Genomic DNA, 25,423 nt, shown 5'->3' with positions numbered 1-25,423 from the left:
AAGCTTAATTTGAACAAACTAGCAGCTATGATTAGCCCTTAAAAGCCAACTCACCACCAATATAGGTATGCTCGACACGATATTTGTCATCGAGAAGCACCATATCGGCACGTCCACCAACTTGTAACTGGCCCATCTTGTCACTCAATCCGAGAAACTGGGCAGGATATAAAGATGCCATTCTTAGCGCCTCCTCTGGCTCTAGTCCAAGCATATTAACCGTATTGGCTACCGCTCCCGCCATATCTAACACGCAACCTGCAAGTTCGCCCGTCGCAGCATTAAGCCTATCCCCCGCCCTTAATACTTGAGTACCAAATAACTCAAAGCTGACCTCATCTTCAAGACCAACAGGAGGCATGGCATCGGTAACTAACATCACCTTGCCCTGAGGCTTAGCGTTAATAGCGACCCTTGCTGAAGCAGGATGAACGTGATGACCATCGACAATCAAGCCACACCAAGCGTCTGCGCTTTCCAGAGCTGCGCCGACCATGCCAGGATTTCTAGAGTCCAGTGCCGACATGGCATTATATAAATGAGTAAAGCCTGTCGCGCCAGCTGCGAGCGCTTTTTTAACAGTATCGTAATCGGCGTTGGAGTGACCTAAACATACCTTCACTCCCACCTTCACTAATGCTTCTATCACCCCTGGTGATACATTCTCAGGTGCAAGCGTTACCACTTTAATGCCTAGATCTTGGCGACTAAAAATTGCCAGTTCGGCATCGGAGATGCGCCTGATATATGATTGTGGATGCACACCTTTTTTAGGCACGCTTAAGTGTGGTCCCTCAAAGTGCACTCCGACGACACCTGCACTTTTTGACTCAACGGCTAATGCAACCGCATCGGCCGCCTGACGCATAACATCGACATCATCGGTAATAAGTGTCGGTAAGTAAGCTGTCGTGCCAAACTTAGCATGAGCCTTACCTATCGCTTCGATGCCCTCAACACTCGGAGAGGAGTTAAACAGAACTCCACCACCACCATTGACTTGCACATCAATAAAGCCCGGTACCATCAGCCCACTCACGCGAGATTCGCTTACACCTTGAGCCGTGTCGAACGAAAGGATATGACCATCTTCGAAGGTGATGGCTAAATCTGTATGAAATGTCTCTCCATCAAATACGCGGTCGGCAATTATCGTCTGCTTCATCTTATTCTCACTTACTAAAATAGTGATCCTGCTAGGCTTTGCTATGTTGTTGCTTAGCAAAAAAGGCTGCGCCCCACTCTGGCGGCTGCAGACTAGGAGATAATTTAGCTAATACATCTTCAGCCAACCAAGGTGCTAGAGGCTCGGCTAAACCACCTATCATAGAGAATCGAGGCGGTTCTATGTCAAACAACTTTCTAGCCAATTCACTGATATAGGCAGCGCCTTCACGAACAATGTCTAAGGCCACACCGTCATTAAGCTGAGCACATTCAAACACGACTCTGGCAAGCTTGGCATAGGTACTGGAAGACTGACCCGCTAAGTTCTCAACTATGCCGAGGGCATTATTGACCCCAAAGTGTTGCATCAATCGCTCGGTCAGTAATGTTTTCTCGCCAAAACCATCTAAGTCTAACAGCGCAGCCTCACTGGCCTTTAAGCCCAGCCAAGCACCGCTGCCCTTATCACCTAAAGCAAATCCATGTCCGCCGAGAAATAACTCTTGATCACCAACGCGTGCATAACCACAAGAGCCTGTACCGGTAATGATTACCGCGCCCTCTTGGCCTTGGTGAGCGCCTATGCAAGCCGTGTGAAGATCGGTTGTGAGATACATGCTAGCAAACGGATGCTGCCATTTATCGATGTCTTGATAAAGGCGAGGAACATTAACCCCGGCTAGACCGAGACCTGCAGCGAGTTGTTTACTGTCACTAGCTTTAAGACCCGCGTCAATAAGGGCTAGTTGAGTGGACTCTTCAATTGATTGAAATGTTTGAGCTAGCCCATGAAGCGGATTGGCACGGCCTGCAACTCCAGTACCTAGGATGCGATAATCGTGAGTGTAAATTGTTGCGCGGCATTTGCTGCCACCACCATCGATACCTATATATAGGGACTCTTCTTTCGCCTGGCTCATGCCCATGACAGACCTCTTTATTGTTCTCATTCTTTAAATGCAGAATGGGTCAGGGCTTTATGCATATTAACGCCTCTAAAGCCCACTAAGTTAACTCCATGTTACAACAACAATGACAGCGTTGTCATTTGTTTTTTAAACCTACCAGATAATGGGGTAGAAGTGTGGCAACACCTTAATGCTGCCACCTTCAGGCTTAGTTATTACTAACAAGCGCAAGACAACACCTGTTAGTTAATTGTTATTCAACGACTAAAGTTCGGCCTTTACGCTTGCCATCGGCGGCTATAACACGCACCTCTACAGGTGCAGTTACCCTTACCCCTTCGGCATAGTTCTGCCACCGCCCTGTTGCATCACGATACTCAATTTCAAGTCCTGGAAAAATAACGTTCGCAAACAACTTACCGTCTTTAATGACGGCTCCAGGCGTTGGCACACGATAGGCAATATTGGCTTTATCTAGCTTTAATAGCTCTTTAGCGCCTAAAGTGTTGGCAACCGTGTGCCAGTCACTGGCCTGTGCTTGACGCATCTCTTTAGTGAAGAAACCGCTGTTTTGATTATAAACTGCACCTTGATACTGATATGGCACTTCCCAGCTAGGCTTGTGCCATGCACGCTCAGCCAACATCATCAGACGAGGAAACATCATATACTCAGCCACATCATCACTACGCACAGTTTCACTCCACAGCTGACCTTGAATACCCGCAAAGCCAAACGGAGCCTTTAGTGGCTCACTAATGACTTTGCCTGACTCATCGGTTTTAAGCGTATCGTCTGCTTCAAATGGTAGGTTTTCAATATCGGTCCACTGCTCGGCATTGGCGGGTAAGTTCCCAGTCATAAAGCTATGGATTTTCTTTGAGTTGGTGTTTCTGCTAGCCCAGTAGTAGCCGTGCTCCTTTGGATCCGCCTCATAGGGAAAATCAAAATAGAGTACTTCTGGCTGGCCTAATACCGCTTGCCAACCTAGGTTAGCCTGTTGATGTGCCCGCTTATGCCCACCGTGTGCAATAACGTCCCAGATATTTGATTGCGCCTGCTTTGGCATATTTTCGGGGCGAGTATGGCTCATGCCATCACTCCAGCCTGCTGCTTCAATGCCTTTATCTGCTAACATTTTTGAGGTTCTTTCAATAAAGTAAGCCCCTAACTGATCCATGCTAGTCACGCCTTTATCATTATTGGCGATAAAGGCCTTACATAGCGGGGATTCGAGCCAGGCTCCAGCCGTTTCATCGGCACCGATATGATAAAGATTCAGTGGCACGCCAGCAGCTTGGTGCAGCTTAGCGATTTCATCGATAACCTTTTCGATAAAGGTAAAGGTCGACTCCATACACACATTCAAGGTGTTATCGTTATAATACTGAATCGATGAATAGACAGTTTTATCTTGGCTATCAGATAACAGGTATTGCTTTGCCTCTTCTACTTTCCCTTGAGCATTTAGCTTGCGAGCTCTCGATTCCATCGATTTGATCGCCGCTCGCGAATGACCCGGCATATCCATCGATGGGATCACCTGTATTTGTCTCGCGGTCGCGTACTGTAAGATCTCGATATAGTCAGCTTTACTGTAGTAGCCATTAACCTTAGTGTCGCTATAGGGACCACTGCCTAACTGAGGTAGTAGGCAGGTATCTTCATTGAGATCATGACAGCGCTTACTTCCTACCTCCGTTAGCTCAGCTAGGCCTGCAATCTCCAAACGCCAGCCTTCATCATCTGCCATATGTAGATGTAACTTATTGAGCTTATAGGCCGCCATCTGATCTAAAAGGTCTAGAATCAACTGCTTACTATGGAAGTTGCGTGATACATCGATATGCATGCCACGAAAATCAAAGCGCGGCGTATCCTCCACTATCATAGGGTTAACCGTTAAGGTGTTGGCATCGACGAGTGCCGCCAGTGAGGCTAAACCGTAGGAGTAGCCTGCATCATCTGCGGCAAAAATCTTGATCTCATTGCTAGAGATCTCGAGACGATATTCTCCTTCAATGCTCGCTGTAGCTAAAGGATACAGTGCCGTGTTAACACCACTTTCAACCTCAGGGTTACTTTGCTCAACGCCGATGCGAGCTAAACGCTGCAACGCTGCATCAACAGCCTCTAGGCTGACGCCATTAAGCTCGAGCTTTATTCCATCTTTTAGTGAGATAGCTTTAGCATCTGTTTTCAGTGAAACCTTTGACGGCGTAGGTAAAATGGTATTTTCTGCTAGGCTGGCATCGACAGGCGTGTTGAGGTTATTACGATATAGTACCTCTGTCGTTGCCCATTGAAGCTTGTCTGTTTCACGGCGCTTATATTGGCTATCACTGTCGGTAAAGGCGCTCACATAAGGGCGAACTTCCATACCAGTTTCAGGATCAACCGATACCTGAGTACTAGCAATGATGACAGGCTCTAAACCATCGGCAACGATATAGTAATTGGGCATGGCATCAGTTTCAGATAACTGCCATAACTCGCCGCGAAATTGAATCGTTTTAGTTTGTTCCTTTCTAATGCCACTAAAGCCCACTGCCGGAGTGATTTTATGTAGGTCGCCTTGAATACGAGTGATAGAGAACTCATCACCCACGATACTTTGAATGGGTCGCATTTGGGAGTAGTAGATAGCCCAATCTTTACTGTCTATATCGACTTGAGAAGTTAGATCTATTTCAGCCAAGAAACAGCGACCATCTGCCGCACCTTGGTCACAATTATCATCGGGGATATTGGTCACTACGCGATAACGAATATCGAGCGTCTCACCAATTAGCTTCAGTGAAGCTTGAGTCAAGCCAGAAGAACTTACTGGTTGGCTAAGCGATGAGCCTTGCTCTGTGGGGGAGATAACACGAGTAACCTCTTCAGTTTCGTTCTGCGTAGAACATGCACCAACAGACAACGCGAGTGCTACCGCTGAAACTATCACTTTAATCTTCATTACATTCCCTATGATTTCTATTGTTATTTAAAGGTGAAATGCTCAAGCTCGGTCTCGTTATTTCTCCCCCTTATGAAAATCAACGAGAACTCAGTATTACTTAGGTTCTAACACGCTTGTTTCTCAATACCTTGCGTAAGGCTCCTCTATTGTGCCAGATAAAAAAATGGCCGAGTACTCTTAAAGTACTCGGCCCACGCTAGTTTCTGGGGAGAGACTATATAGGAGTAACAAACATAATTGTTCGTCAAAGACATGAAACGAGAGACCTCTTCCCGTCCATGAAGACCTTACAAACAACCTGTCACACAAGCAGATGACAACGCTGTCATTCAGAATATACACAAATATGTACAAAACAACTACATTTATCTGACATTTAGCTGTATTTATATTCTCCCTACTGAGACAATCAAGAGTAAAGCATTATAAAAACAATACCTTAAACCATAACCCTCGATATTAATATTGATTACGACTCTCTTCTTTGACACCCGATATGAACATTAGCGGCACTAAAAAAGGTTCATATAAGAAATAGGCCCTAGATAACAGTAGATAAAATTAACCTAGGTACCGATGAGGCGAAAGCATAGCTATCTAGATCTGTAAGGTGTTATTCCCGAGGCTTAATTGACAACGTTGTCACTTATAAGTATACCTAAGCACAACAAAAAACACGCAATTGCAACACGCCTGTGTTAGTTTTCTAGTGGCTTGCAAATGGATTACGCTCAAGGACCCTATAACAATGAAGAATAATATCGTCCCACTTAACTCTGAAAATCATCTTGAAATGTGTATTGCCGAGTCACAAGACTATCGCCGCTTTGCCGAGCAGCAGCTCATTCCTGTTGTTTTTCATGAATTTCATCAATTAGCGACCGAGTTTCCACTGGTTTTTGTTAAGAACAGCGAGACTGGACAATTTATTCCTGTCGCCATGATGGGAGTTAAAAACGGCCTAAACCTCTACTGTCAAAGCAGTGATTGGCCAGCAATGATAAAACCTCGAGGCTTTAATAACGCCCCCTTATCTTTAGTTAAGACCAGTCAAGAAAGTGACAACGTTCTAATCTGCGTCGATACCGCTAGCCCGTTAGTAACCGAAGCTGCAGAGAATGCACATCGCTTATTTAACGATAATAAAGAGCAGAGTGAATACCTTAAGAAACGAACTCAAGCGCTACTTGAAATAGCCGCTTTTAATGAACAGACAGGCAATATTTGTCAGCTCCTAGCATCCAAGAGCTTGTTCACGGCAAAACAGTTAACGGTTAAGCTAGCCGAAAGTCAGCAACCAATAAACATCGACGGTATATATGTTGTTGATGAGAAAGCGTTAAACCAGCTTAGTAATGAAGAGTTTATATCCCTAAAAGAGAACGGCCTGCTACCACTAATCTACGCTCATTTACTATCACTGCAGCAGATCCCACGTCTGATTGAAAAACAAAACCACTACGATTTGACTCACTAAGCCCTTATTGATTAAGCCAAACTCGCAATAACGTGAGTTTGGCTCTTAACCCTAGCTAACTATAATTTTTGTAAACCATAACGCTTTATTTTATCAAGTAGCTCTCTATGCTGGGGCAGCTCTTCAACAAGATGTGTCACCAGATTATTTAATCTCTGATATGAAGCCGCGCTATACGCGCTCGGCTCACTGCATAAAACCTTATCCGTAGGCGTATGATCCATACCATATAGAACATAGAGAAAGTTCTCTAAATCAAAGACCTCAAACTTGCTAAAGAAGTCCTCTCTAGCAGGGACAAAGTCTTGCCACATTGCCAAACGCTTTTTTAGCTCATCGGAAATAGTTGCCGGATCTCGATTATCTATCCAAAATTGTGAGTCATTGCGATCAGACAGGCAGTAATGCAACTTGATAAAGTCGACGACTCGATCCCAAGCATAATTCATAACATGATTAAAACGCTGCTGCATTCCGGTAAGCTGTGACGTCGAGGTTGGGAAGCGCTGCGCTAAGAATCCGGCAGCAAAATCGGTCAAAAGAATAGATGTGGCCTCTAAGGGCTCTAAGAAGCCTTGTGCCAAGCCCAATGCTACGCAGTTTTTCTCCCATGATCGCTCTCGGTAGCCTACCGTCATAGGAATAATTCGGTGTTGATGCTGGGCAAGCTGTCCACCTAGGTATTTATCTAACTTATTAATTGCCGTCTCATCATCCATATACTTAGAAGAGTAGACAAGGCCTACACCACGGCGATTACTCAACGCGATATCCCAAATCCAGCCAGCCTGATGAGCAGTAGAGATGGTAAAAGGGGGGATAATATCGTCATTAGCAGTTGGCACCTGAACCACTACAGCTTTATCGACAAACAACTGCTCAGCCTTATTGATAAAAGGTACTTTAAGCGCCTTATCTATAAGTAATGAAGCAAAACCACTGCAATCAATATAGAAGTCGAAATCTAACGTACCAGCGCAATCTGTAATAAGAGAAGCTATCTCACCGTCTTGCCCAAGAACAACCTCCTTAACATTGGCGCGAAGGTGCTCAACCCTAAAACGCTGTTTGGCATTCTCACCGAGTAACTCTGCAAACTTGGCCGCATTGAGGTGATAAGCGTAACCTAGCTTTCCTGAATACTCTGGATCGCTTATATTCTTTGGCGCCCTAAAAGCCTCACAAACGGCATGTTGAGGCGATACAGCACCTGCGTAGCATCCCTCTTTATTCGATAACCAACGCTCGGTTAAATCCTGCAGCACTGTGCCAGGCATATCGAACAGGTGATGATAAAAGTTCTGCTGGCCATGTTTGTGCTTATCGAGCCAGTTAACGAACTTTATCGATTGCTTAAAGGTCACATCACAGCGGCGAATAAACTCAGTTTCACTTATGCCAAAGCTTTTAAGTGATTGACGGATAGCCGGGACAGTGCCCTCGCCCACCCCTATGGTTGGAATATCTGGAGATTCAATTAAGGTTATAGACAACTTTTCGCTATTTACCAGTGCCTTACCTAGATGGTTTGCAGCCAACCAGCCCGCTGTACCACCACCTACTATCGCGACCCTTTTAATTTCCATCTCACCTCCAAGTATTTAACGCCCGCCAAAAACCATCTAGCATAGTGGTTATAGAGTCAATCAAATCATTAGTATTAACTTTTCTAAATAGACAACAAAAAGCCCAGCGTTGCTGGGCTTTATTCAATACATTAACTACTTAGAAGCGTAATGCTACACCTAGCTTATAGCGAGCTTCACCTTCGAAGCTCCATGCTGGGTAACCATTCTTAAGCTCTGGCTTAACCTCTGCAGAATCAGGAGCTACACCGAGCTGCACGCTGTCTTCTTCAAGTAAGTTAACTACTTCGAAGGTTACAGATAGGTAATCAGTAACGTTGTAGTTAGCACTTAAATCAACAGTACCGTAGTCTTGGTGCTCACGGTTGCCGTAGAAACCTGGAAGTTCACGGATCATGTATTCACTACGCCAGTTATAAGCTACACGAGCAGAGAAATCTTCCATCTCGTAGTAACCCACGAGGTTAACAGTATGCTTAGATGAATCAGAGAATACACTCACTTCGTCAGGATAGTTGTCAGCAGGCGCATCTGAATCGGCAAACGTGTAGTTAGCAGAGTAACCTAGACCGTTTTCAAATGAATCTTGTAACTGCAGCTCAATACCCTGAATTTGGCCACCAGTACCATTTTTCTTAGTTGACTTAGTCCAGCTATCTTCACCCGAATCAGGGTCAATAATACCGATACTTTGATCTAGAATTTGGTCTGAAGTAACAAACGAGCTGATATCTTTAATGAAGTAAGTCGCAGCAACAAGACCATCTGGGCTGAAGTACCACTCAACACCTAGATCCGCTTGCGTCGCCTTAAATGGCTCAAGTGCAATGTTACCCGTATTAACCACTTCATTGCCTGCTGTGCCATCGGCATAACCAGCTAGTGCTGAAGAGGCAAACATATCGCCATAGTTAGGACGTGAGATAACTTGTGATGCCGAAGTACGAATAATCACATCGGGTGCAACATCAAAGGCTACGTTTACGCTAGGTAACACATCATTGTAGCTCGCATCCATTGTGCTTAAGTTATCAGCGTAAGTGCCGTCAGATTGCAACTTATAATAATCAGAAGAGGCATCGGTTGAGATATAACGTAGGCCGAAATTACCGCGAATACCATCTGACTCGAAATTAGCCATTAGATATAGCGCTAGGTTCTCTTCAGTAATCGTACCGTAACCAGACTTATAAACTGGACCTTCTTTGCTAAAGCCACCAATTGCCGCATTTGCATCTGCAAGCATGGCGTCTAGATTTGGTTTAGGCAGAGTAAAGCCTGCACCAGAAGACACAGTACCTGAGTAGTAAGCCGATGCATCTTTAGCCGTCACATCTGGATTAACAATAGCAGGGAACGTTTCCTGCTTCACATCATGATCCGCCCAGCGAACACCGGTCTTAAATGAGGTTATTGCACCGAAATCTACAGGCACTGTGACATCAAACTGTGCGTAAGTCTCTTCATCCGAGTTTGGTTGCTTCTTAAGCGACCAACCAGCTGGTGAAAGTGGACCACCGAAATCTTCAGCCCCAAATGACTTATTAGCGATATCAATTTTAATTACTTCACCAGTCGCATCATATGTGCCCGCATAATCACCAGGCTGACCTAACCAGAAACCGTAGTTAGCGGTCATATCGGTACCACCTTCAGACTTAGTGTTACCCACTCGGCCCTCTAAGGTGTAGTTGTCTGCTTCATATTTAAAATCTAAATCGTAAGTATTTGAATCCATGCTCGCTTTACGCGCCCATGTTTGCGCCCAACCTGGATTCTCACCTTGTCCGTCACGACGATAGAAGGTACAAGTACCTGAAGCATTCGTCTGCTCACAGGCCGCTTCCTTATCATCTGGGAACATCAAGAACAACGAGGTGTTAGCGTTGTTAGCTTTCATATCAAGACTCATGATATTTAAGCCAAACTCTAAGTTGTCGGTAGGACGATATTGCAATGCACCATTGATTGCTGTGCGCTCACGTTCCTGCTCAAATGTTGTTGGAACGATATCACCCCAGCCTACTAGTGATTCAATGCCATTACGTTGATAGTTGGTTTCAGAAGCCGCTGCTGAAAGTAGGAAACCGAAGTTTTCATCTTCGTTCTTCCAGCTGTACAAACCTGAAAGCTCAGGATCGATCTCCTCAGAAATCGTACCGTAGTCGCCTTTAGCGCTGATAAATATCGAGTTTGAATCAAGGTCTAGTGGCTTACGGGTCTTAACGATTACCGTACCACCGATACCACCTTCTGGAATATCCGCTTGTGATGACTTATAAACTTCGATTGCACCGACCATTTCAGGCGGAAGTAGAGAATAGTTAAAGCTACGGTCGATGGCCTGTTGGTCGTACCAACCTGTCGAGGCAACCGAATGGCCGTTAAGCAAAGTGCGAGTTAACTGGCTTGAAGCACCACGGATTGACACCTGTTGGCCTTGACCAAATTGGCGGTTAACGGCAACACCCGGAATACGTGCAAGTGACTCACCTACGTCACCATCGGGAAACTTACCAATGTCCTCAGCTGTCACAGCATCAACAACTGAGTCTGAGAATCTTTTAGCATTAATTGAAGCTTTCATTGAAGCACGCATACCACGAACTTCAATCTTTTCAATGTTTTCGTCTGCTGCGGCTTTCGCATCAGCCTCTGCAGCTATAGCAGAAACAGACATAGCTCCGCTCATCAGCAGCGCGATATTTGTAGCTAGTACACTTTTCTTAAAGGTAGATGGTCGCATCTCGTTTCCCTTCCATAACTTATTATCTTTTTTTTATATCCATAACCATTCCAGAAGCGGAATGACAACGCTGTCATGTCTAGACCAAAGATTACACAACTATTAACACTTGCGCCACAACAAAATAACCGCAACACCAATTATATTTATATAAAACAACAAAAGTGCGAAACAGCTCACCCAATAACCATTTAAATACAGGTAGTTAATTACATTCGAATATTGTGAATAATTAATTCACTTTTTTTTATATGAAAGAAAAAACACAAAAATTTCGCGACTTATCATTGCTAATTTTGATAAAACTTCGCACTATAACCGCAAAATTTAAGGACAAATTGCACCATCTCAGCGCGATTTGTTAATTTTGTGTTACCCTGCTTTGGCGTCACAGAATGTTTAACTAATGAGAATCCCGCTTAATGAAAGTCACCATAAATGATGTTGCCAAACATGCTGGCGTATCGATAAAAACAGTGTCACGGGTTACTAATAATGAGCCTTCGGTTAAGCAAGCCACGATAGATAAAGTGCACGCAGCCATTAAAGAGCTTAACTACCAGCCCAACTTAGCAGCAAGGAATTTGGCTGGAACTAAATCTTATGTAATTGGTTTTATTTATGATAATCCCAATGCCTACTATATTATCGATATGCAGAACGGCATCCTGTCGGCCTGTAAAGACCTAGGTTACGAGCTATTGATCCACCCTTGTAACTCTCGGGCTGACAATATCTGCGAAGATTTGACCAAGTTGGTTAAGCACAATCGTTTGTCTGGTTTAGTACTCACACCACCACTTTCTGAAGATCCGGTGATCTTGGCTGCACTCGATAAAATCGATGCCAGCTATGTGCGTATTATTGCGGGGGAAAAAGTTGAGGCGGGTTCTGGTTTAGCGGTTCTGGTTAACGACAGATCCGGTGCGGTTTCAATTACGCAGCATCTTATTGATCTTGGCCATAAGCATATCGCCTTCTTGAGTGGTGACCATGAACACCAATCAACTAAAGAGCGTTTATCTGGGTTTAAGCAAGCACTCGAGAATAACAGCATCGCAGTTAACGACAGTTATATTATCGATGGAAAGTATTCATTTGAGTCAGGAGTTCAAGGTGCTAAAGCATTACTAAATCAAAAGATTAGACCGACTGCGATTGTCGCTTGTAACGATGAAATCGCTGCAGGAGCATTGTTTGCGGCAAGATTAGAAGGTGTAGACATCCCATCGGACATCTCTATTGTTGGTTTCGAGGATAGTCCGTTTTCACGTCAGACTTGGCCAAAACTCACAACCGTGCATCAGCCCAACGAAGAGATTGCGCATATCGCAACCGAGTTATTGATTGCTAAACGCCGAGATCAGAGTTCAGAACTTGCGAAAGTATTTCAGCCAGAGCCGGTGATTAGAGACTCGTCGGCTAAACCAAGAGTTTAACTTAGATTCAATTTAGCCCCGGCTCGACTTTTTCGCATTATGTTAAACACGCTATAATGCGAAAAAGCCGCTAAGGCTATACAGCCTCTTCGTTCTCTTCGCCAGTACGAATACGAATAATACGCTCAATATCGGTGACGAAAATCTTACCATCACCAATCTTACCTGTACGCGCAGTATCAACGATAACCTCTAAGGCCTGCTCTAAAAGTTCATCTTGAATCACTAATTCAATCTTAACCTTTGGCAGAAAGTCGACCATGTACTCAGCGCCGCGATAAAGCTCAGTATGCCCCTTTTGGCGACCAAAGCCTTTTACCTCTGAAACAGTCATACCAGTAATACCAATATCAGCAAGCGACTCACGCACATCATCTAACTTAAATGGTTTAATAATGGCTTCGACTTTTTTCATTGTAAAACTCCCTAAAAACTTGCTGTAAGACGCTATTTAATAACATCGTAGCTTATCACGCAGTGACAAAACTCAGAAGACTAAAGTGATTTGTTGCTGCACTCAAAAGTAAATGCTGTCTTCATATAACCGAACAATATACTAATCGGCTCTTTGTTTACTCAGGGGTAGGCTATACTTTTAAAGCGCCCACAGCGCGATATTTACAGGAAGTAAATATTCAAACTAACTCAAGGAAGAGTTGATATGCACCACAGAACCGTCGGTTTTACCTTAATCGAGCTAATGATTACTCTTGTCGTTGCGACAATTCTAATCGTGATCGCCGTTCCATCGTTAAGCCAGTTTTACGAAGCACAAAGAGCACAGTCTGCTATTCGTGTTATACAACAGACTCTGCAATATGCCAGAAACACCGCAATTAGCTTTGGGGTAAGAGTTACCGTATGCCCAATTACAAATGATAGCTGCAGTAAAGACTGGCGCTTAGGTCTTACCGTTTTTACCGATTCGGGTGACAAGAACCGGATAGATAATACAGATAAGATTCTTCTTCAAACATCTCCATTCAATCCACAAGATATCGTAAGCTACAACAGAAGCGCCGTCCGATTTCACCCTGATGGTTTAGCATCCGGCTCTAACGGTACACTAAGGTACTGCCCGTCCTCTCCCACCAGCCCTTATTCCAAAGCCGTTATTGTAAATCAAGCCGGAAGGGTCAGATTTTCTCAAGCTAATCAGATTGAGTGCTCAAACTGAGCGCTTATTCCACATGTCAAAACCTCTAGACTCGCCAAGATATTGACTTTAAAAAAGAACGACTTATATGCTGAAATACTAAACTTTCTCGCTTATAATGCTAACAGGCATGAATTGGAAGGGACTGAAAGGATTGCGCATATGTTGAACAAGAAGCTAGGATTCACCTTAGTAGAGCTTATGATAACAATTGTTGTCGCAGGGATATTATTATCAATTGCGGTCCCCTCTTTAGTCTCAATGTACGAACAAACTCGGGTTAATAGTAATGTTGATAAAATTCACAATATTTTAGCTTTTGCTCGTAACCAAGCCGTTAGCTATGGTACCAGAGTCAATGTTTGCTCATTTGCAAGTCAGGTCTCTTGCGGTAGCGATGCTGAATGGCAAAAAGGGATCAGAGTCTACCTTACTGATGCTGGAGGCACAGATAAAGAGTTGCGTGCAATAGATGGCTTCAACAGCAACGACAAAATCAAAAGCTCAACAGCCTTGATAACATTCTCCTCTGAAGGGCTTTCATCAGGTGGGGAAATTATCTACTGCCCAAATGGTAAAGCAACAAACTCTAAAAGTGTTAAGGTTAGCGCCAGTGGTTTAGTTTCTTATGGGGCGGAGGGAAAGAGCTGCTAGTCATTAAGGAGGAGCTTAATAAGGTATGACTCTCTATTTGATTGACTAAATTAGACTTAATAAGCTCGTTAGATGGCTCATGCCCCCTTTTGTTGGACTATAAACCATCTAACGCACCTCAACGCTATCTCAATGTACGTTCATCAACTCGCCTAGCCTTTTCAGAACTAAAGTCTTTAGTTAAGGGAACGCACTCTGTAACCTCCCTTATAAAGTACTTTTTACCTTTATGATCGGTTAACTGCTTACCCGGTAAGCTCGCGAACTTAAGCTTAAAATCTGATATCCTCCAGCGATAAAAAACGACTTGCTCTCCCTTTTTACTACTCACTACATGGCACTTGTATTCTTCATATTCAACAGCCAACGCTTGAGAAGTCGGCAATAGCAGCGCCGCAACGCTAGTCAATACTAGATATTTAAGCCTTATCATTACCAACACTCCTTTGAGGGGCCCTTAATGCCTGCGTGAGTCAGAGTTATCGTCGCGCAAGTCGAGTCTCGGCCAGCTTGAGCCCCTATTGCTGTCGCGGTTATGGTGAACGCAGCAGTACCAGCAGAGGCAATACTGTAGTGGCCACTTTCAGTAATAAATGGGCTAGCGCCAAGTCCAAGCTTCTTCAAGTCCGTTGCAAAGGCGCGATTATCCAAGTAATACTGCTCTTGAAGATTAGCCACTCTCAATACTGCCGCAACACCTTCTGAACGGGCACTCTTTGTCACATAATCAATATAGGAAGGGTAGGCAATAGAGGCCAAGATCCCCACGATAGCAACCACAATCATCAGCTCTATTAAGGTAAAACCTCTTGTTTTATGCATTATTAGTTACTCTCATCCAAATGGTAATAGATTCGATTAGTTGTCAAACCACTACCAAGCTCAACGGTTCCTTTACACTCACCATTTTCGCACTCCCCTTTACCGACACCGATAATATAAGCCTTTGACTCTTCTCCGTCTTCAGACTCAGGAATTACGATTTGTGGAGTATCCGGAACTCGCTCTCCAACTTCATAATAGAGCTGACTATTCGTTCTTGTTCCTCTATGTAGATCAAAGACATAGAGTCTACCTTGCCCAGAGAAACCACAAACACCAACATCCAAATCAATTTCGTTGTTAGTAGGTGGAATAAAAGAGGTAAAATAGACCTTGCCATCAAAGATGAGTGATGCAGAAAGACTTTTCTCCCCAGAGGCCAATAATGAGTAATACCAGCCCCGCTTCTTGCCAAACGCCACATTGTCACTCTCGGTTACTGGCGCTGACGAGGTAACATCATATAGGTCCGTCAGCAGCAATGGGCTAGGAACATTCGTTCCTGAAAATGTCTTGGTAACTACGTTCCTATCTTGGAAAACATAGAACATATCATCTGTACTGGTATTTAACGGGTTCGTACGGTTACCTGTTCCCACGGTGACGGCATCATAAGGGATGTTTTGATAACTCAGCGTCCCAGACTGACTGTGAATATTATTAAATTGCGTTTGTGCGACTGCAGGTTCTGCAAAGAACATACGATTGTTTGGTGACAAAGACGCACTAATTGAAGCGAACTGAAACACAGACCAATCACTGCTTACTTTTGAAGGCAGATCCATTCGCCATACATTACCACCGATATCGGTTGCGTAGATGCGATCGGTCACACCATCATTATTACTGTCAAGCACAGCAACTTTATTTGGAATACTGCTCATACCCGAGTCGGTAAACTTATTAATGTAGGCCCCTGTATCGGCATTAACAATATAAACCGCTTCGCCTGTACCGTCTGGTGACGCCATACCGCCACCGAATATCAATACGGGGCTCTCAACTCCCGGAATAAAGGTGACGACAGGTTCTGACCATGTTTGGCCTAACTCTTCTAAGCCTGTGGTATTTGAATCGATCTTCCACTTAAATTTAGGTTGATCGGGGTTAGTAATATCAAGTGCATAGTAAGACATGCCTCCACGGCGCATCCCTAAATAGACCCAAGCTTTACTCACCTTGCCACTGGTATCTGTTTCGGTATAGGCAACAGGGGATAAGTCCATGCCATAAACACTATGCGCTCCAGTCGGTAAGTTCGATCTTAATGTCGGCACATTGGATAAAAGCTCAGCAGGAATAAATGCCCAAGACTCTTCAACCGTTCCAACTGAGTAATCTTTACTGCCACTATCAGAATCTTTAAACATATGTACTAACCCTTGGTTAGTCCCCACCAAGATCCGCACATCTAAACTGGTAGAAGAGGCTCCAAAGTTAATGGCCAATGGCTTAGAATGCAGTGGGTCCCCCATAACATCGATTCTCGCCTCAGTACGGTTCTCATCATTATCATCGTCATCCACATCAACGCCATAGAGCCAATCTAAGTGTTGCCGAACCGATGTTGATTCAGAGTCCGCAGTAACCGGACTCCCCAGCAGTGAATACATAGATGATGACGCGACATCTTCTACGCTCAGTAAACTGCTACTGTTATTGGTATATAAAGTCCTACTCTTAAGAGATTCTCTTAAAGCGGGGAGCACCCCTCCAGAGTTAACCTTATTCCCATCCGCACTGGAAGCCGTGCATGTATTCCAATAAGTGCAAGTGCTGGCACTTATGTTGCCAGCGGCATCGATAGCCTTAGATGTTCCGCCAGGCCCTACGATATCGCCAGATGATGTCACCTTTAGCTTTTTAAGGTTGCCACTCCATCGTGGGCCATCTCCCGGTAAAAACATCGCAAAATAGGCGGAGTTATAGGTTTGGGTTTTATCGAAGTTATTACTGGCAATACTGGGTGACGTAAAGGAGGAGTCGACCGATAAAATCGACTTAAGTGCTGTATTTAAAGCTTCCTCTAACGCTAGGCCTGTTTTTGCCACATAATAACCTTTAGATATTCCAAGATCATTTCTAGGGTAACCACCTCGATAAGCCGCCTCCTCTAATAAGGTTGCAGCATCCTCGGCGCCATCGGAAAAACCAATCGTTGATAACATGACATTTTGCTTATTATCGACTCCAGATGCGTCGGTATTGCCCACAACAAGATCGTTGTTATACATATAAGACGCTAATGCCGGAAGGTAACTGGTCTGCGTGTTCCCCCTCGTATTGGTAAAGTCGAAAGGCTCATACTTACCTGCTTCTGTAGCGTTATCAGTGAGCGTCTTAATGAGACCGTCTGCAGCACTATCTAAGGTAGGCGCGCCATCGGTAATATAGATCACATAAGCCGTATCAGGGCACTTCTTAAACGGACTTGTATAATTACCTGAATTGATAATGCTAGGCGGGCTATTGGGAACATAACCATCAATCTTGTAATGCCCTTGAGCATTACTGTCTTTATTACCGTAGGTTACAGCTCCGCCGCTAAAATACTGATGGGCCTCAAATAATGTCTCACACAAAGGGGTGTTGGTTTGTGCTGGCATGCCATTGATTAAAGAGATAAAATTATTTAAATTGGCCGAGTCTTTTCTAATATCTTTCATACTAGACACAATTCTGCCGCCATCAATTTCATTCTCCCAGGGGTAATTTAAATTAAATACAGCTAAGCTAGCTTCGATATGGATATTCAAAGTCTCCAAAGCGTTACTTAGAGCTGATTTAGCAACTTCCAACCGGGTTCCGGTACCGCCACTGTTCTGACCATCCTCTGTAGTGGTCACCCACTGATACCAAACTAAATAATGTGAAGTATATAGGGTTACCGGGTTGCCCTTTCCAAAGTCCGTGCCAGCTACACTCAGCTTTTGAGCATTAACATCTGAACCCTCGGTATACATGGCTTTTGTATCAATCGGATAACCATCATCAAAGGCAACTGTGCCGCCGCCCTGCTTTTTCTTGCCGGGGTTTTTCGAGTCAAACTCCAGTATATCTTGTTGGCAATCGACTATTGCCCCCTGATTGAAGCCCTCGTTTTCAGCGAGTGAAACCCACTTACCTGTTTTGCCACTGGATTTAAATTCGCGTAGGTAACCGGTATAGCGACCTCGCTCTTTTAATGCAATAGCGGCCTTATTACAGTTATTGTTATCGGCATAGAAACGGCGAGAGTCCTTTGGCTCATCCGGTACCGGCATGCTACTGGTATTATCAATACCGCCTGCATTCCAATAGATCCCGGCTTCATTGATATAACCAGAATAGCCCGCTAAGTAATCCTCAAAGCCCTCGGCGTAATTACAGTCACCAGCGACTTTTCCCTCTGCAGAGCAATACTTACTTACCGCATTTTGATCCTCTGTCGACATACTGCCGGAGTTATCAAAAATAAATAGCACTTGAGGTAGTTTACCCGTAGCCTTATTTGGGTCGACAAGGTAAAGCTCGGTATCATCTGCAAAGCTACAGGCTGAGACGATTATCGAGGCAGCGATTGCACTACAAAATAGATTTTTAATCATAATCCTAATTCCCTGTCAGCACCTGTTGCTCTACACCCGAGGCAACTGTGAGTGTTCCCAGATTATCTCTACCAAATGTCACCGTGCTAGTGATCTGAACCCGCCGACAACTCACAAGGTTTGCCCCCGTTGCATTTGCGGTTCGTTGGCAAGCCACATCCCTCACTCCAGCTTCCGGTAACGGAGTAAGTACTTGAGAACCGCCAAACAGCTCAGCGGTTGCAACTGCCGGAAGGTTGGCAAACCTTGCACCAGCATTATCGGCGATGACCTGCGCCAATCCACCATCGGCAATAGCTTTGGCTTCCACTCGCTCTGCTCCAGCACCAGCCATACGCAAAGACTGGGTTGAATTAACGGCAAGCGCGACACCTATTACCGTCATAACGATAAGCACTATCAACGCAAAAAAAAGCACAACACCTTGTTGTTTCTTCATCAAAGTCCCCACTTAACTTCGGATCAGCACTGGGTTTTCCAGTACCACCGTTGTCGACATGATTTTACGTCTGTAATTATCTTTTGGTGCGGCGATAACCTTATCGCCCAACTGATACGACGTTTCATTGGTATAACTCTTATCTTGTTCTGTGGAGCGCACTAACACATAAATTTTAATGGCAACTAAGCGCTGAAACGATTCATTATCCCACATTAGAGAGGTAACACTTTCGGCTGGAATATAACGATCTGGGGTGCTATCACCATCGTTATCGAAGCCATATAGAAAACGAATATTCTCAATCCCCTCGACTAACTGCTCATCATTTGTCATACCCGTAGCGCTAAGCGTTTTGCGGTTTAACATGGGAATATCATTAGCTTCATCAATATAATAGACGTGATGTTGATACTCCCAAATTCTTGCATTTAGTAAATTCGCTGAAGGGGTACCATCATTAAAAAATATGGCCTGACTAGCCGTTGAAGACACGTAATATCCAGTACTTGCACCAGCTGCGACACTAGGGCCAATAAAGCGCTTTATCTGTATGACATCTGTTTTCTCTTTTACTCCAGTCAAACAGCCTAAGCTTTGCGCACTCACACCATTTTCATAACCCCACAATCGCCTAAAATGGGCAGGCTGATTATTTGGAAGCGTTGCATTATTTAAGCCTGCACCAACACAGTCATCGCCAGTAAGAGGCGCATCTACCGTTGTATTAACCCCCAAAACAAAATCTGTTCCCGTCAGATCCCCCATAAAACCAAGCTGGCTAATATCTCGCTCCATGATTGCGAGTGCAATACGACCGTTTTCCTGTAGCTGATTAAATTGGCTGGTCGTCGTCACGTTAGATGAGGACATACTAAACATGGTCAGAATACCGGCAGACAAAAACAGACTAATGAGTAGAGCAACCATCAACTCAACAAGTGACATGCCATACTGCGAAGAGAAACTATTTTTGGAGAAACATTTCATCTAAATAATCACCGTTTGAATTGAGTAGACTCGTCGGCGATCACTTGAGCTTCCGCAATCAGGGAGCTTTCCAGAATCAGATGTAGACCTTATCCCACGCCAGGCAATGACGACCGAGACTGTATTGCCGTTAATAGTGATACACCCTGTGGGCGTATCTAATCCACCAACGTTTTGAGTCCCCACGGTTTCTGCTTGGCCGATAAAGGCAGCTCGCCATTCATATAGATCCCAAGTAGCTGTCTGCGCTGGCGTACAAAGTGCGGCCCCTGTACAGGCAGGTGTAGGAATTGATGGAGTACCACTATAATTACCGACATAGCTAGCCAACTGCTCTGGATTAAGTCTCATACGATTGACAATATCGTTAGCGAAATAGGAGGCCTGAGTCTGCTGAAAAGACTCGAAACTACCGCGTTTAGAGATGATATGAAGATTAAAGACGCCGACTAGGCCAACGGTTAAAATAACCAAAGCGACTAGCACTTCAATTAATGAAAGCCCCTTCTCTCTGGTTTCCATTCCGTCAATTCCTCTCTATTCGTCATATTCTTGACGTTGAAATTATTTTTTTACCGTTTAAAATCGGTGACTTATAGTAATATTAAAGCATACAGGTTAATAGTAGATTAGTCGAATGTTGTATTGTGGTGACTCACAATAATTACTGATTAACATAGCAGATGTTTCTGAATTTCATACAAAAAAAAGAGGCCTAAGCCTCTTTTTTATTTATTTCAATTTGTATCTTATTTTGATGAAGGATCAACGAAGCTCGGCAGGTACCGCAAACACAGTATCCTCTAAACGTCCTTCAACTTCTGTGACCACACTCGGTGCCATCTTTGCGATGGCATCAACAACCTGCTTTACCAGTACCTCAGGTGCCGAAGCCCCTGCTGTGACAGCCACACGCTGTACCCCATTAAACCAGGTAGCATCCACATCATCGGCATTATCGACTAAGAACGCCGTTGTACCTTTCTTTTGTGCTAACTCTCGTAGACGATTTGAGTTCGAACTGTTCTTTGAGCCAACCACAATAAAGAGTTCAACTTGTTCTGCAACATTACGCACCGCATCTTGACGATTCTGGGTCGCATAGCAGATATCATCCTTACGAGGCCCTTCAATAGAAGGATACTTTTTCTGTAAAGAGGCAATAACATCTGCAGTATCGTCCATCGACAAGGTTGTCTGAGTCACGAAGCAAAGGTTATCTGGATCTTTGACCACAAGGTTTGCCACATCTTCAGGTGACTCAACTAAGTGGACACCACCGGCAGCATTGTCATATTGCCCCATGGTGCCCTCTACCTCAGGATGTCCGGCATGGCCAATTAAGATGCACTCGATGCCTTTACGGCTCGCCCTTGCAACCTGTAAGTGAACCTTAGTGACTAGAGGACAGGTCGCATCAAATACCTTAAGGCCGCGTCTTTTCGCCTCACTACGAACCGCTTGCGACACACCGTGAGCACTAAAGATGACGATGCTGTCGTCGGGCACCTGATCCAACTCTTCTACGAATACCGCCCCGCGATCCTTTAGATTCTGCACCACATAGCGGTTATGCACCACTTCGTGCCTAACGTAGATTGGCGGTGAAAACAGCTCTAATGCTCGCTCCACAATGCTGATCGCGCGATCGACACCGGCGCAAAAGCCGCGTGGATTTGCCAGAAGAATATTCATAATTACAGTACCTGTACCACTTCAAGTTCAAAGGTGAGCACTTGTCCCGCGAGTGGGTGGTTCAGATCGATAGTTACCGAGTCACCGACAACATCTCTAACCATACCAGGGATCTCGCTGCCACCTGGACCTGCGAAACTCACAATCACGCCTGACTCTAGCTTCATATCGGCAGGGAAACGGCTCCTGTCCATATGATGCACAGCATCAGGGTTCGACTCGCCAAATGTGTCAGAAGGTTGCAATGTAAAGCTGTGCTTATCACCCTGTTTAAGGTTGATAATTTCAGCTTCAAATGCAGGACTTAAGCTTTCATCACCCACATTAAATCGTGCGGGTTTGCCACTTGAGCGCGTGCTCTCAGCAGTTGAGCCATCTGCTAGCACGATATTCATATGGCATAAAATTGAATGCATCTCTGACACTTAACTACTCCTTCAGATCACCCGTTTGCTTGTCATCTTTACCAGTAACAAACGAATCTAAGATGATGAGTCCAGCTCCGACACAAATCGCAGAATCAGCGATATTGAATGCCGGAAAATGGCTTGTATTCCAATAGAAATCTAAAAAGTCGACCACAAAACCATGCTGTAAGCGGTCAATCAAATTACCTAACGCACCACCAATAACTAAGGTGTAAGCAAGGTTTAAGCGCCACATTTTGCTTGGCTGCTGACGCAGCCAAACCGATAACACTACACTAAAGCCAACCGCAACGAAGGTGAATAACCAACGTTGCCAGCCACCGGCATCGCTTAAAAAGCTAAATGCGGCGCCATAGTTACGCACATAGGTAAAGTTAAAAATGGGCAATAACTGTATCGACTCGTAAAGTTCAAAATTCGACAACACCCATTGCTTAGATAGTTGGTCGGCAAGAAACACCAACACAACTACCCAATACCAACGCAGGCCACTGTCTTTCCAAGTAGTGGGCATGACTGTTCCTTTAAGCAAATTGACGAACTTCGCCATCGCCTTCGATGTTGGTTACACAACGAGTACACAAAGTTGGATGCTCGGCAACCGTGCCTACATCTTCTCTGTGGTGCCAGCAGCGTTCGCACTTCTCAGCTTCTGACTTCTTCAAGCCGAGCTTAAGTGACGCAAGCTCAGTCTCAATAGCATCAGATGGTGCGGCTGTTAGCGCAACAACATCAGTCTTAGAGGTTAATAGAACGAAACGCAGTTCATCACCAAGGTTCTCAAGTGCAGCTTGAAGTGCTTCATCGGCATACAAGGTCACTTCCGCTTCTAATGAGCCGCCCACTTGCTTTTCACGTCGTGCGTTCTCGATCACTTTATTCACTTCTGCACGAACCGCTAGTAACTGATCCCAGTACTCATCGCTTAGATCTGATTCAAGCGTCACAGACTTAAGGCCGTCGTACCAAGTTTCAGTAAACACGTATTCAGCTCGCTCACCTGGAAGCAGCTTCCAGATTTCGTCAGCAGTAAAGCTTAGAATTGGCGCAATCCAGCGGACCATAGCTTCAGAAATGAGGTACAGTGCAGACTGACAGCTACGACGAGCATTGCTGTCTTCTTTCGCTGTGTACTGTCTGTCTTTGATGATATCTAAGTAGAAGCTACCTAGCTCAACAGAGCAGAACTGCATCAACTTCTGAGTGACTAGGTGGAAGTTATATTGCTCATACGCTTCTAGTAACTCTTGTTGTAGCGCTGCTGCGCGGCGAACAACCCAGCGATCCAATGCAACCATGTCTTCAACCGCAACCATATCGGTCTCTGGGTTAAAGCCATTGATGTTAGCCAATAGGAATCGAGCCGTGTTACGGATACGACGGTATGCATCGGCACTACGGTTAAGGATCTGATCAGAAACCGTCATCTCACCGCTATAGTCTGTCGCAGCAACCCATAAACGTAGAATGTCAGCGCCTAGCTTGTTCGTTACATGTTGCGGTGCAATCACGTTACCAACAGACTTAGACATCTTACGGCCTTGGCCATCTACGGTGAAACCGTGAGTCAGTACTTGCTTATACGGCGCTTTACCGTTCATCGCAGTAGAAATCATCAACGATGACATAAACCAGCCACGGTGTTGGTCGCTACCTTCGAGGTACAGATCAATTGGGTGGCCGTTAAATTCTGGACGTGAAGCAACAACTGACGAGAAAGTAGAACCCGAGTCATACCAAACGTCTAAAGTATCTGTCACTTTACGATATTGGTCAGCTTCGTCGCCCAAAAGCTCTGATGCATCAAGATCCCACCAAGCTTGAATGCCTTCCTGCTCGATGCGTGCAGCAACGCGCTCCATTAGCGATACGCTATCTGGGTGAAGTTCTTCGGTTTCACGGTGAACGAATAGCGTGATAGGTACGCCCCAAGTACGCTGACGAGAGATACACCAGTCTGGACGATTCTCTACCATCTTCTCGATACGGCTCTGACCCCAATCAGGGATCCACTGAGTCTGCTCGATTTCACTTAGTGCCTGCGTACGCAGACCCTTTTGATCCATAGAGATAAACCACTGTGGCGTTGCACGGAAGATAATCGGCGTCTTATGGCGCCAGCAATGTGGGTAGCTGTGCTTAATCTGTACGTGATTAAGTAGCGCGCCCTTCTCTTCTAGTAGTTCAACAACGTTCTTATTTGCCTTAAATACATGTAAACCTGCGAAAAGCTCTGTATCTGGCTTATAAACACCGTTATCACCAACTGGGTTAGCCACTTCTAAACCGTATTTCTGACCAACCACGAAATCGTCTTGACCGTGACCTGGAGCGGTATGAACCACGCCGGTACCTGAATCAACCGTTACGTGATCGCCTAAAATAACAGGTACGTCAAAATCGTAGAATGGGTGGTTAAAACGTAGTAGCTCTAAGTCGCTACCCGCAGCTGTACCTAGTACAGTGTGTGACTCTGCGCCAAAACGCTCAACACATGACTCATATAAATCAGTGGCTAATACTAATGCTTGAGCCTGACCCTCTTTGACCATCTCAACCAAGGTGTACTCGACATTGGCCCCGACAGATAGCGCGCGGTTAGCTGGCAGAGTCCAAGGTGTTGTCGTCCAGATAACCATAGAGATGTTATGTGGATAATCAGTCACGCCGAACTTAGCCAGTAAAGCTGGCTTATCAACAACAGAGAAAGCCACATCGATCGCAGGCGACATCTTGTCTTCGTATTCAACTTCAGCTTCAGCCAAAGCTGAACCACAATCGGTACACCAATGTACTGGCTTCACACCTTTGTGTAGGTGGCCGCTATCGATCACTTTAGAAAGTGAACGTACGATGTTAGCTTCGGTGCTGTAATCCATAGTTAGGTAAGGGTTTTGCCAATCGGCAAAAACACCTAAACGGATAAAGTCCTCACGCTGACCGTCAACCTGCTTAGCCGCGTATTCACGACACTTTTGACGAAATTCTGCAGCAGTGATCTTATGCCCTGGCTTACCAACTTTCTGCTCTACTTTTAGCTCAATCGGTAGACCATGACAGTCCCAACCTGGAATGTATGGCGCGTCAAAACCAGACATGGTCTTTGACTTAATAATAATATCTTTAAGAATTTTGTTTACTGAGTGGCCAATATGGATGTCACCGTTCGCATATGGAGGGCCATCATGCAAAATAAATGGTTTAGCATCTTTACGGCTTTCACGGATCTGTTGGTACAGTCCATTCTCGTTCCAAGATTTCAACATCTCTGGCTCACGATTAGCCAAATTACCACGCATCGGAAACTCTGTTTCCGGCAAATTCAAAGTAGATTTATAGTCGCTCATTGATCCTTTACCGTTTTGTT

20 protein-coding genes are annotated in these 25,423 nt (G+C 44.8%); 4 read left to right on the top strand and 16 right to left on the bottom strand.

Features of this window, described 5'->3' with window-relative positions:
- Window positions 1–31: 31 nt before the first annotated feature.
- The 3 genes from nagA to L1D44_RS09120 all read right to left on the bottom strand — a co-directional run bounded on the left by nagA (window position 32) and on the right by L1D44_RS09120 (window position 5,034).
- Entirely contained in the window at window positions 32–1,165 is a 1,134-nt protein-coding gene (nagA, locus tag L1D44_RS09130) for an N-acetylglucosamine-6-phosphate deacetylase (RefSeq protein WP_239889995.1), read from the bottom strand.
- A gap of 31 nt (window positions 1,166–1,196) precedes the next feature.
- A complete protein-coding gene (locus L1D44_RS09125; RefSeq protein ID WP_239889985.1) occupies window positions 1,197–2,093 on the bottom strand; it encodes a BadF/BadG/BcrA/BcrD ATPase family protein in 897 nt (298 codons plus the stop codon).
- Window positions 2,094–2,328: 235 nt separating this feature from the next.
- On the bottom strand, window positions 2,329–5,034 hold the full coding sequence (locus tag L1D44_RS09120) for a family 20 glycosylhydrolase (RefSeq protein WP_239889983.1): 2,706 nt from the start codon (window positions 5,032–5,034) through the stop codon (window positions 2,329–2,331).
- Window positions 5,035–5,785: 751 nt separating this feature from the next.
- On the opposite strand from L1D44_RS09120, the gene L1D44_RS09115 reads away from it, so the two are divergent.
- Entirely contained in the window at window positions 5,786–6,514 is a 729-nt protein-coding gene (locus tag L1D44_RS09115) for a SapC family protein (protein WP_220770258.1), read from the top strand.
- 59 nt (window positions 6,515–6,573) lie between these two features.
- Here the strand turns inward: L1D44_RS09115 and L1D44_RS09110 are convergent, their stop codons facing one another.
- A complete protein-coding gene (locus tag L1D44_RS09110; protein WP_239889981.1) occupies window positions 6,574–8,100 on the bottom strand; it encodes a tryptophan halogenase family protein in 1,527 nt (508 codons plus the stop codon).
- A 139-nt stretch (window positions 8,101–8,239) separates the two neighbouring features.
- A complete protein-coding gene (locus tag L1D44_RS09105) occupies window positions 8,240–10,846 on the bottom strand; it encodes a TonB-dependent receptor (RefSeq protein WP_239889979.1) in 2,607 nt (868 codons plus the stop codon).
- Between the two features lie 422 nt (window positions 10,847–11,268).
- Between L1D44_RS09105 and L1D44_RS09100 the strand changes: the two genes are divergently transcribed.
- Window positions 11,269–12,285, top strand: a complete 1,017-nt coding sequence (locus L1D44_RS09100) for a LacI family DNA-binding transcriptional regulator (RefSeq protein ID WP_239889977.1) — start codon at window positions 11,269–11,271, stop codon at window positions 12,283–12,285.
- 76 nt (window positions 12,286–12,361) lie between these two features.
- On the opposite strand, the gene L1D44_RS09095 is transcribed toward L1D44_RS09100, so the two are convergent.
- On the bottom strand, window positions 12,362–12,700 hold the full coding sequence (locus L1D44_RS09095) for a P-II family nitrogen regulator (RefSeq protein WP_202720377.1): 339 nt from the start codon (window positions 12,698–12,700) through the stop codon (window positions 12,362–12,364).
- Window positions 12,701–12,946: 246 nt separating this feature from the next.
- On the opposite strand from L1D44_RS09095, the gene L1D44_RS09090 reads away from it, so the two are divergent.
- Together L1D44_RS09090 and L1D44_RS09085 are read left to right on the top strand one after the other, a co-directional pair.
- Window positions 12,947–13,462, top strand: a complete 516-nt coding sequence (locus tag L1D44_RS09090; protein ID WP_239889976.1) for a GspH/FimT family pseudopilin — start codon at window positions 12,947–12,949, stop codon at window positions 13,460–13,462.
- A gap of 141 nt (window positions 13,463–13,603) precedes the next feature.
- Complete coding sequence (locus tag L1D44_RS09085) at window positions 13,604–14,095, top strand: GspH/FimT family pseudopilin (protein ID WP_239889975.1); 492 nt, start codon at window positions 13,604–13,606, stop codon at window positions 14,093–14,095.
- A gap of 124 nt (window positions 14,096–14,219) precedes the next feature.
- Here the strand turns inward: L1D44_RS09085 and L1D44_RS09080 are convergent, their stop codons facing one another.
- The 10 genes from L1D44_RS09080 to ileS form a co-directional block, all read right to left on the bottom strand.
- Window positions 14,220–14,528: a TapY2 family type IVa secretion system protein gene (locus L1D44_RS09080; protein ID WP_239889974.1), complete on the bottom strand. Its 309-nt coding sequence runs from the start codon at window positions 14,526–14,528 to the stop codon at window positions 14,220–14,222.
- Complete coding sequence (locus L1D44_RS09075; protein ID WP_239889972.1) at window positions 14,528–14,917, bottom strand: type IV pilin protein; 390 nt, start codon at window positions 14,915–14,917, stop codon at window positions 14,528–14,530. The genes L1D44_RS09080 and L1D44_RS09075 overlap by 1 nt, the downstream gene beginning before the upstream one ends.
- A 2-nt stretch (window positions 14,918–14,919) precedes the next feature.
- Entirely contained in the window at window positions 14,920–18,504 is a 3,585-nt protein-coding gene (locus L1D44_RS09070; protein ID WP_239889970.1) for a PilC/PilY family type IV pilus protein, read from the bottom strand.
- Between the two features lie 4 nt (window positions 18,505–18,508).
- The gene (locus L1D44_RS09065) at window positions 18,509–18,943 is read right to left on the bottom strand and encodes a PilX N-terminal domain-containing pilus assembly protein (protein ID WP_239889968.1); all 435 of its coding nucleotides are present in this window, start codon (window positions 18,941–18,943) and stop codon (window positions 18,509–18,511) included.
- A 12-nt stretch (window positions 18,944–18,955) separates the two neighbouring features.
- On the bottom strand, window positions 18,956–19,933 hold the full coding sequence (locus tag L1D44_RS09060) for a PilW family protein (protein WP_239889967.1): 978 nt from the start codon (window positions 19,931–19,933) through the stop codon (window positions 18,956–18,958).
- A complete protein-coding gene (gene pilV / locus L1D44_RS09055; protein WP_239889957.1) occupies window positions 19,934–20,455 on the bottom strand; it encodes a type IV pilus modification protein PilV in 522 nt (173 codons plus the stop codon).
- Window positions 20,456–20,698: 243 nt separating this feature from the next.
- On the bottom strand, window positions 20,699–21,628 hold the full coding sequence (gene ispH, locus L1D44_RS09050; protein ID WP_220770247.1) for a 4-hydroxy-3-methylbut-2-enyl diphosphate reductase: 930 nt from the start codon (window positions 21,626–21,628) through the stop codon (window positions 20,699–20,701).
- Between the two features lie 2 nt (window positions 21,629–21,630).
- The gene (gene fkpB / locus L1D44_RS09045; RefSeq protein WP_220770246.1) at window positions 21,631–22,053 is read right to left on the bottom strand and encodes an FKBP-type peptidyl-prolyl cis-trans isomerase; all 423 of its coding nucleotides are present in this window, start codon (window positions 22,051–22,053) and stop codon (window positions 21,631–21,633) included.
- 4 nt (window positions 22,054–22,057) lie between these two features.
- Window positions 22,058–22,570 (bottom strand): signal peptidase II, encoded by a 513-nt coding sequence (gene lspA, locus L1D44_RS09040; protein ID WP_220770245.1) that lies wholly within the window; start codon window positions 22,568–22,570, stop codon window positions 22,058–22,060.
- A gap of 10 nt (window positions 22,571–22,580) precedes the next feature.
- On the bottom strand, window positions 22,581–25,403 hold the full coding sequence (ileS, locus tag L1D44_RS09035) for an isoleucine--tRNA ligase (RefSeq protein WP_239889948.1): 2,823 nt from the start codon (window positions 25,401–25,403) through the stop codon (window positions 22,581–22,583).
- Between the last annotated feature and the right edge of the window lie 20 nt (window positions 25,404–25,423).

The sequence above is a fragment of the Shewanella sp. Isolate13 genome (assembly GCF_022398325.1).
Classification (GTDB): Bacteria; Pseudomonadota; Gammaproteobacteria; order Enterobacterales; family Shewanellaceae; genus Shewanella.
This window is presented reverse-complemented; position numbering and strand designations above follow the sequence as displayed.

Bases quoted from the DNA above. Each gene is read 5' to 3' on its own strand.
- nagA (WP_239889995.1), bottom strand. From the start codon at position 1,165: ATGAAGCAGACGATAATTGCCGACCGCGTATTTGATGGAGAGACATTT.
- L1D44_RS09095 (WP_202720377.1), bottom strand. From the start codon at position 12,700: ATGAAAAAAGTCGAAGCCATTATTAAACCATTTAAGTTAGATGATGTG.
- L1D44_RS09105 (WP_239889979.1), bottom strand. From the start codon at position 10,846: ATGCGACCATCTACCTTTAAGAAAAGTGTACTAGCTACAAATATCGCG.
- ileS (WP_239889948.1), bottom strand. From the start codon at position 25,403: ATGAGCGACTATAAATCTACTTTGAATTTGCCGGAAACAGAGTTTCCG.
- lspA (WP_220770245.1), bottom strand. From the start codon at position 22,570: ATGCCCACTACTTGGAAAGACAGTGGCCTGCGTTGGTATTGGGTAGTT.
- L1D44_RS09090 (WP_239889976.1), top strand. From the start codon at position 12,947: ATGCACCACAGAACCGTCGGTTTTACCTTAATCGAGCTAATGATTACT.
- L1D44_RS09070 (WP_239889970.1), bottom strand. From the start codon at position 18,504: ATGATTAAAAATCTATTTTGTAGTGCAATCGCTGCCTCGATAATCGTC.
- L1D44_RS09060 (WP_239889967.1), bottom strand. From the start codon at position 19,933: ATGAAATGTTTCTCCAAAAATAGTTTCTCTTCGCAGTATGGCATGTCA.
- L1D44_RS09075 (WP_239889972.1), bottom strand. From the start codon at position 14,917: ATGCATAAAACAAGAGGTTTTACCTTAATAGAGCTGATGATTGTGGTT.
- L1D44_RS09115 (WP_220770258.1), top strand. From the start codon at position 5,786: ATGAAGAATAATATCGTCCCACTTAACTCTGAAAATCATCTTGAAATG.
- L1D44_RS09080 (WP_239889974.1), bottom strand. From the start codon at position 14,528: ATGATAAGGCTTAAATATCTAGTATTGACTAGCGTTGCGGCGCTGCTA.
- L1D44_RS09110 (WP_239889981.1), bottom strand. From the start codon at position 8,100: ATGGAAATTAAAAGGGTCGCGATAGTAGGTGGTGGTACAGCGGGCTGG.
- pilV (WP_239889957.1), bottom strand. From the start codon at position 20,455: ATGGAAACCAGAGAGAAGGGGCTTTCATTAATTGAAGTGCTAGTCGCT.
- L1D44_RS09085 (WP_239889975.1), top strand. From the start codon at position 13,604: ATGTTGAACAAGAAGCTAGGATTCACCTTAGTAGAGCTTATGATAACA.
- L1D44_RS09120 (WP_239889983.1), bottom strand. From the start codon at position 5,034: ATGAAGATTAAAGTGATAGTTTCAGCGGTAGCACTCGCGTTGTCTGTT.
- ispH (WP_220770247.1), bottom strand. From the start codon at position 21,628: ATGAATATTCTTCTGGCAAATCCACGCGGCTTTTGCGCCGGTGTCGAT.
- L1D44_RS09100 (WP_239889977.1), top strand. From the start codon at position 11,269: ATGAAAGTCACCATAAATGATGTTGCCAAACATGCTGGCGTATCGATA.
- L1D44_RS09065 (WP_239889968.1), bottom strand. From the start codon at position 18,943: ATGAAGAAACAACAAGGTGTTGTGCTTTTTTTTGCGTTGATAGTGCTT.
- L1D44_RS09125 (WP_239889985.1), bottom strand. From the start codon at position 2,093: ATGGGCATGAGCCAGGCGAAAGAAGAGTCCCTATATATAGGTATCGAT.